This is a genomic window from Oryzihumus sp. (genome assembly GCF_054325275.1).
Map to the genome: position 1 here is coordinate 1 of NZ_JBTCWL010000114.1, position 6,673 is coordinate 6,673.

The window sequence follows — 6,673 nt, forward strand, 5'->3', positions numbered from 1 at the left end:
CAGCCCGCGTGGTTCGGCCGGTATGCCGTGCAGTCCCAGGAGGCCGATCCCTCCTCGACGCTGGCGCTCTACCGGTCCGCGCTGGCGCTGCGCCGCCGGCTGGCCCGGGGTGAGGACCTGGCGTGGGTGGAGGACGAGCCGCAGGTGCTGCACTTCGCCCGGTCCGGCGGCTGGCACTGCGTCACGGCGTTCGGCGACGGGCCGGTGGCGCTGCCCGCTGGGCAGGTGCTGCTGGCCAGTGCACCGCTGGAGGACGGCCGGCTGCCCGCCGACGCGACCGCCTGGGTCCGCATGGGCTGACCGGATCGTTCCGGTGTTCGGCTGGATCAGGCCTCGCCGGCCCGGGTCGGGCCCCGGCACGCTGGTGCTCATGAACACCACCGCACTGATCGTCATCGACGTCCAGGAGTCCTTCCGCCAGCGCGAGGCCTGGAACCGCATCGACACCCCGGACATCGACGAGCGCATCGCGCGGCTCGTCGACCACGCGCGGGCAGCCGGCCAGGACGTCATCTGGGTCCTGCACGCCGAACCGGGCAGCGGCGGCGAGTTCGACCCGGAGCTCGGGCACGTGCGGCTGCTGCCCGGCCTCAAGCCCGAGCCGGGTGAGCTGACCGTCACCAAGACCAGCCACAACGCGTTCACCACGACCAACCTGGCCCAGCAGCTGGTGGAGCGGGGCACGCGCGAGGTCGTCATCACGGGCATCCGCACCGAGCAGTGCTGCGAGACGACGGCACGGGTGGCCAGTGACCTCGGCTACGAGGTGCGCTTCGTCCTCGACGCGACGGCCACCGACCCGCTGCCGCTGTGGGACGGCGCGGGCGAGCTGACTGCCGCGCAGGTCAAGGAGCGCACCGCCGCCGCGCTGCACGGGCGGTTCGCCGAGGTGGTCACCATCGAGCAGGTGCTGGCATCCTGACCGGATCATGAGTACTGATGCGCCGCGCACCGTTGTCTTCGTCCTCGTGCCAGGAGTGGAGCTCCTCGACGTCGCCGGCCCGGCGCAGGTCTTCTGCGAGGCGGGCGAGTACGGCGGGGACTACCGGCTCACCTACGTCGCGGACCAGCCGTCGGTGCCCAGCCACCAGGGCCTTGGCCTGTCCGCGGGCACCGCGTGGCCGGACCTGTCGCCCCGCGACTACGTCGTGGTCCCGGGGTGGCACGTCCCGGACGATGCGGAGGCCGGGCGGGCACTGCCCGAGGTGGCCAGGGTCGGCGTGCTCGCCCACCACGCCGCCGGGGGCCAGGTCGTCAGCGTCTGTGCCGGGGCGTTCGCCCTCGCCGACGCCGGCCTGCTCGACGGCCGCCGCGCCACCACGCACCACGAGATCCAGGACGAGCTCGCACGCTGCTATCCGCGGGTCGACGTGGTCCGCGACGTGCTGCACGTCAGCGACGGGGGCATCCACACCTCCGCGGGCATCGCCAGCGGGATCGACCTCGCGCTGCACCTGCTGGCCGTCGACCACGGCCCCGCCGTGGCCGCGCGCACCGCGCGAGCGCTCGTGGTCGCGGCCCGCCGCAACGGCACCGCGCCGCAGGAGAGCGCCATGCTGCGGCACCGAGACCACCTCGCCGACCTGGTGCACCGCGCCCAGGACGTCATCGACGACCGGTATGCCGAGTCGCTCCGGCTACCCGTGCTGGCCGCGGACCTCGGGGTCAGCGAGCGCACGTTGACGCGGGCGTTCGTCGCGGCGACCGGGCTCACCCCGCTGCGCTACCAGCAGACCCTGCGCCTGGAGCGAGCCGAGGCGCTGGCAGGTCAGGGGTGGACGCAGGAGTCGGTGGCCCGGGCCGTCGGCTTCAGCGACGCACGGATGCTGCGCCGGTTGCGGGCGGCGTCCTGACGCCGGGCGGCACGGCGGCGCGAAGGGCTTCGACGGGGTCGATGAGGCTCGCTAGGTGAGTATCGGGATACTGCTAGATAGTCTTAGAGGTGGCGATCAAGCGCGCCTCGGCGCGCGGGGGCAACGCCATGATGCCCGTCCTGCCGGGCCGAACCCGTAGACTGGCGTCGCGGTCCGCACAGTTCTGCCTCGGGCCGCCTTCAGACGTCGATCGCCAACGCGCCGCGACCTGCATGGTCTGCGCCGGGCAGAACGTCCCTTTGACTTTGCGGAGTAACCCTTTGTCCACGCACACCTTCGCCGACCTCGGCGTGCCCACGTCCCTGACCCGCGTCCTCGCGGAGTCGGGCATCACGACCCCCACCCCCATCCAGGCGGCCACGCTGCCGGACTCCCTCGCCGGGCGCGACGTGCTCGGCCGCGGCCGCACCGGCTCGGGCAAGACCTACGGCTTCCTGCTGCCGCTGCTGACCCGCCTGTCGCAGAGCACCACCCGGCGACAGCCGAAGAAGCCGCGGTCGCTGATCCTCGTGCCGACCCGTGAGCTGGCCACCCAGATCGAGGCGGCCATGGCCCCACTGGCCCAGGCACTCGGCCTCAAGACCCTCACCGTCTTCGGCGGCGTCGGCCCGAACCCGCAGATCAGCGGCCTGCGTCACGGCGTCGACGTCCTCGTCGCCTGCCCCGGCCGGCTCGAGGACCACGTCGGCCAGGGCCACGCCGACCTGTCCGCCATCGAGATCACCGTGCTCGACGAGGCCGACCACATGGCCGACCTGGGCTTCCTGCCCGGCGTGCGCCGGCTCATGGACCGCACGCCCAAGGGCGGTCAGCGCCTGCTCTTCTCGGCCACCCTCGACGCCGGCGTCGACGTGCTGGTCAAGCGCTACCTGAACAACCCGGTGACGCACAGCGCCGACTCGGCCCAGTCGCCGGTCAACACCATGACCCACCACGTGCTGCACCTGCAGCCGGAGTCGCGCCTGCCGGTGCTGGTCGACCTGACCGCCGCGCCCGGCCGCACGGTCGTGTTCACCCGCACCAAGCACGGCGCCAAGAAGCTGGCCAAGCAGCTCAACGCCAGCGGCGTGCCCGCGGTCGAGCTGCACGGCAACCTGAGCCAGAACGCCCGCACCCGCAACATGGACGCGTTCCACTCCGGGTCCGCGCGCACCCTGGTCGCCACCGACATCGCCGCGCGCGGCATCCACGTCGACGACGTCAGCCTGGTCATCCACGCCGACCCGCCGACCGAGCACAAGGCCTACCTGCACCGCTCCGGCCGCACGGCCCGGGCCGGCGCCGAGGGCACCGTCGTGACCCTGATGACCGACGAGCAGGTCCGCGACGTGCGCGACCTGACCCGCAAGGCGGGGATCAAGCCGACCACGACGAAGATCGACGCCGAGCACCCGCTGCTGCGTGAGCTGGCGCCGGGCGAGCGGGTGTTCGTCGACAGCCCGACCCCTGTGGCGCCGGTCACCAACCCGGCTCCCCGGTCGGGCTCCGGCGGCGGTCGCGGCCGTGCAGGCCAGGGCTCCGGCGCCGCGCGCGGTGGCCAGGGTGGCTCCCGCTCCGGCCAGGGCGGTGCGTCACGCAGTGGCGCGGCCCGTGGTGGCGGCTCGGGTCGCTCGAGTGCACCCAAGCGCGGCAACGGCACTGGCGGCTCAGGCCGTTCGGGCGGTGCGCCGAAGCGTGCCGGCGGCGGCAGCACGGTGGCCTACAGCAGCTCCTCCACGGGCAGCGCCGCGGCCTTCTCGGCCGGCACGCGCGTCGGCCGGCGCTGATCCTCTCCGCGTGACCCCGTCCGCCCGCTGCTTCAGCCGGCGGGCGGGCGCTCGGCCTGCAGCTCGCGCTCGGTGTCGGTGAAGCCGACCGAGCGGTAGACCTGGATGGCGAGGTACTCCGGGTCGGCCACCATCACCAGGGTGTGGGCCCCGAGCTCGTCCAACCCGTAGCCGCTGGCGTGGTGCACGAGGGTCCCGGCCAGGCCCCGGCCGCGGAAGTCGGGGTGGGTCTCGACCGACTGGAACCGCCCCAGCCCCGGGCTCGCGGCATACAGGCCCATCTGCGCGACCAGGCGACCGTCGACGAACGCGCCGAACCACCCACCGTGGCCGGCCTCCACGAGGGCGCGGTTGGTGGCCGCCTTCGCCTCGGCGAAGCGATGGAAGTAGCCGGCCTCGACGTCCCGGTCGTTGCAGGCGACCCGAAGGTCCACGCTGGCGGCCCAGTCCTCGTCCGAGGTCAGCTGCCGGTAAGTCGCCTCGCGGTTGGGGCGGGGAGGCTCGTGGACGCTGGTCGCGGTCATCACGGTCTGCGCCTCGGCCGTGAGGCCGGCCGCGGTGAAGCCGGCCAGGTCCTCGACCGTGCCCGTCGTGCCGTCGAAGCCGATCGCGATGTGCTCGGCCTCGGGGAAGCGCGCGTGGAACCGGTCGATCCACAGCTCCGACTGCTGCTGCGGCGGGACGCCGTACAGCAGCAGGAAGTTGCCCCACCAGTGCGCCGGGTTGTGCGGGCTGCGGACGACCAGGTGGTCGCCGTGGTCCTCCACCTCGGTGCCACCGAGGCGCAGCAGGGCGAGGTCCGTGCGGTAGCCGAGCGAGGTGATCTCCACCCGAGCGAGCCTAGGGGTGCGGCGCTCCGGCGAACATCCGCATAACTGCGTCCCGGGGCACGTCGGCCAGGCAGGCGTGCGTCCACCGCGGGTCGTGGTCGCGGTCGACGAGCACGGCGCGCACCCCCTCGACGAAGTCGGAGCCGGTCAGGAACGCCCGCCCCAGCGCCAGGTCCTGAGCGAACACCTGCTCCGGGGTGGCGAGTCGTGCCGCACGCCGGACCGCCTCCAGCGTCACCGCCACCGACAACGGCGACCGCGAGGCGATGACCTCGCCCGCCTCACGGGCGGCCGGGGACCCGTGCCCGCGCAGCCGGTCGAGGATGACCGCGGCGTCGTCGCCGGCGTAGCAGTCGTCGATCCAGTCGCGGTCCACGCCGAGCGTCGGCGCGGGGAGGCGGTCGTCGTCCAGCTCCCCGGGCTCGGGCACCCGGCCGTCAGCCAGCTCCAGCACCAGGTCGGGCAGCCGGCGGCTCTCGACGACCACGTCGGCCAGGCCGGCGTAGACCGCGTCCGGGCCGCCGACCGTCACGCCCGTCATCGCCAGGTGCGTGCCGACCTCACCGGGGGCGCGGGCGAGGAGGTAGAGCATGCCCACGTCGGGGAAGAAGCCGATCGCCGTCTCCGGCATCGCCACCCGGGACCGCTCGGTGACCACGCGCAGCGACCCCCACGCCGACAGCCCGAGGCCGCCACCCATGACGATGCCGTCCATCAGGGCGACAAAAGGCTTGGGAAACCTCGCGATCGCGGCGTCGAGGGCGTACTCCCGCGCCCAGAACCGGGCCGGGTCGTCCTCGCCGGACAGGATCGCCGAGCGCAGCGCCCGGACGTCACCGCCGGCGCACAGCCCGCGCTCGCCGGCGCCCTCCAGCGCCACCGCGGTCACCGTGTCGTCGTCGGCCCACCGCTCCAGCTGGGCCTGCACCGAGGCGACCATGGCGTCGGTGAGCGCGTTGATGGCACGCGGCCGGTTGAGCCGGATGCGGCCCAGCGATCCCTGTCGGGCGAACAGGACCTCGTCGGTCGCCACCGGCCCGGGCCGGAACTCCACGTCGGTCTCCACGCTCATGCGGGCGATCCTCGCACGGGCTCAGCCGCGGGCCTCCAGGGCCAGGAGGTACTCCTTGGCGGCCAGCCCACCGGCATACCCGGTGAGCGCACCGGAGGAGGCGACGACGCGGTGGCAGGGGAGCACGACGCACAGCGGGTTCGCGCCGAGGGCCGCGCCGACGGCCCTGGAGGCGCTGGGCCGGTCGATGCGCCGGGCCAGGTCCCCGTATGTCGTGCGCTCGCCGTAGTGGACGACCTCGCCGAGGCGGCCGAGCACGGTGCGCTGGAACGGCGTGGCCAGGGCCAGGTCCACGGGCAGGTCGAACCGGTGGAGACGGCCGGCGAGGTAGTCCTCGAGCTCCCGGCGGGCCCCGTCGAGGGCGCGCGGCTGGCGCAGCACCCGCGGGGAGATGGTCCGGGAGAGCCGCTCCAGCCAGTCGTCCTCGGAGCCGCGGGGGCCGAGGAAGGCCGAGGCGACCATGGCCCCGGAGGCGTTGCGGGCCAACAGCATCCGGCCGATGACGGTGTCCTCGACGACGTAGGACACGTCCGACTCGGGCAGCACCGGCGGGGTCAGCCCGGACGGCGCGAAGGCGGCCAGGCCGGTCTCGAGGTCGTGGCTCATGCGATCACCTTCCTGAGGTTCGCCAGCCCGTCGCTGACCAGGCGCCGACTCATCGTCGGCGTCGTGTCCAGGGCCCGGGCGATGGCGGGGTGGTCCAGGTCGGCCACGTACTTGAGGACGACCGCGTGACGCTGTCGCTCGGGCAGCCGGGCGACCTGGGCCCACAGCACCTCGTCCGGCCGGTCCGCGTCGGCGGCCGCCGCGCTGGCGCCCGTCGCGTCCGCGACGGCCGCGACGTCCTCGGCGGGGACCGCACGACGGGCGCGCCCGCGGTGGGCGTCCATCGCGCAGCGCGAGGTGATCGTCAGAAGCCAGCCGCGCAGGTTGGCCGACGAGCGCAGCCCGGGGTAGGCCGCGAGCGCCTGGGTCCACGCCTGCTGGGCCACGTCGTCACCGTCGACCGGGCCGGCCAGGGCATGCGCCAGCCGCGCGACGTCACGCCAGTGGGCGTCGACGAGGTGCTGGAAGGGAGGCAGCGTCACGGTCATCCAACGGTGGGGCGGCAGACCGTGTGAGCCTAGTGCG

The 6,673-nt window shown here is 74.0% G+C and carries 8 protein-coding genes; 4 read left to right on the plus strand and 4 right to left on the minus strand.

Annotated features, from left to right (window positions below):
• From ACXVGS_RS18455 to ACXVGS_RS18470, 4 genes are all read left to right on the plus strand, one after another.
• On the plus strand, positions 1 to 300 hold a 300-nt coding region (locus ACXVGS_RS18455; RefSeq protein WP_458537333.1), incomplete at its 5' end, for a DUF3459 domain-containing protein.
• 70 nt (positions 301 to 370) lie between these two features.
• Positions 371 to 922: a cysteine hydrolase family protein gene (locus ACXVGS_RS18460; protein ID WP_458533534.1), complete on the plus strand. Its 552-nt coding sequence runs from the start codon at positions 371 to 373 to the stop codon at positions 920 to 922.
• A 7-nt stretch (positions 923 to 929) separates the two neighbouring features.
• Positions 930 to 1,853: a GlxA family transcriptional regulator gene (locus tag ACXVGS_RS18465; protein WP_458528423.1), complete on the plus strand. Its 924-nt coding sequence runs from the start codon at positions 930 to 932 to the stop codon at positions 1,851 to 1,853.
• A 281-nt stretch (positions 1,854 to 2,134) separates the two neighbouring features.
• Positions 2,135 to 3,640 (plus strand): DEAD/DEAH box helicase, encoded by a 1,506-nt coding sequence (locus ACXVGS_RS18470; RefSeq protein WP_458531771.1) that lies wholly within the window; start codon positions 2,135 to 2,137, stop codon positions 3,638 to 3,640.
• Between the two features lie 32 nt (positions 3,641 to 3,672).
• Here ACXVGS_RS18470 and ACXVGS_RS18475 read toward each other — a convergent pair whose 3' ends face one another.
• The 4 genes from ACXVGS_RS18475 to ACXVGS_RS18490 all read right to left on the minus strand — a co-directional run.
• Positions 3,673 to 4,470, minus strand: a complete 798-nt coding sequence (locus ACXVGS_RS18475) for a GNAT family N-acetyltransferase (RefSeq protein ID WP_458528425.1) — start codon at positions 4,468 to 4,470, stop codon at positions 3,673 to 3,675.
• A 10-nt stretch (positions 4,471 to 4,480) separates the two neighbouring features.
• Positions 4,481 to 5,542 carry an enoyl-CoA hydratase/isomerase family protein gene (locus tag ACXVGS_RS18480; protein ID WP_458537334.1) on the minus strand — a complete coding sequence of 354 codons (1,062 nt, stop codon included), beginning with the start codon at positions 5,540 to 5,542 and terminating at the stop codon, positions 4,481 to 4,483.
• A 21-nt stretch (positions 5,543 to 5,563) separates the two neighbouring features.
• A complete protein-coding gene (locus ACXVGS_RS18485; RefSeq protein WP_458528427.1) occupies positions 5,564 to 6,148 on the minus strand; it encodes a methylated-DNA--[protein]-cysteine S-methyltransferase in 585 nt (194 codons plus the stop codon).
• On the minus strand, positions 6,145 to 6,673 hold a 529-nt coding region (locus ACXVGS_RS18490; RefSeq protein WP_458537335.1), incomplete at its 5' end, for an RNA polymerase sigma factor. The genes ACXVGS_RS18490 and ACXVGS_RS18485, both read right to left, overlap by 4 nt.

Bases quoted from the DNA above. Each gene is read 5' to 3' on its own strand.
- ACXVGS_RS18465 (WP_458528423.1), top strand. From the start codon at position 930: ATGAGTACTGATGCGCCGCGCACCGTTGTCTTCGTCCTCGTGCCAGGA.
- ACXVGS_RS18485 (WP_458528427.1), bottom strand. From the start codon at position 6,148: ATGAGCCACGACCTCGAGACCGGCCTGGCCGCCTTCGCGCCGTCCGGG.
- ACXVGS_RS18480 (WP_458537334.1), bottom strand. From the start codon at position 5,542: ATGAGCGTGGAGACCGACGTGGAGTTCCGGCCCGGGCCGGTGGCGACC.
- ACXVGS_RS18460 (WP_458533534.1), top strand. From the start codon at position 371: ATGAACACCACCGCACTGATCGTCATCGACGTCCAGGAGTCCTTCCGC.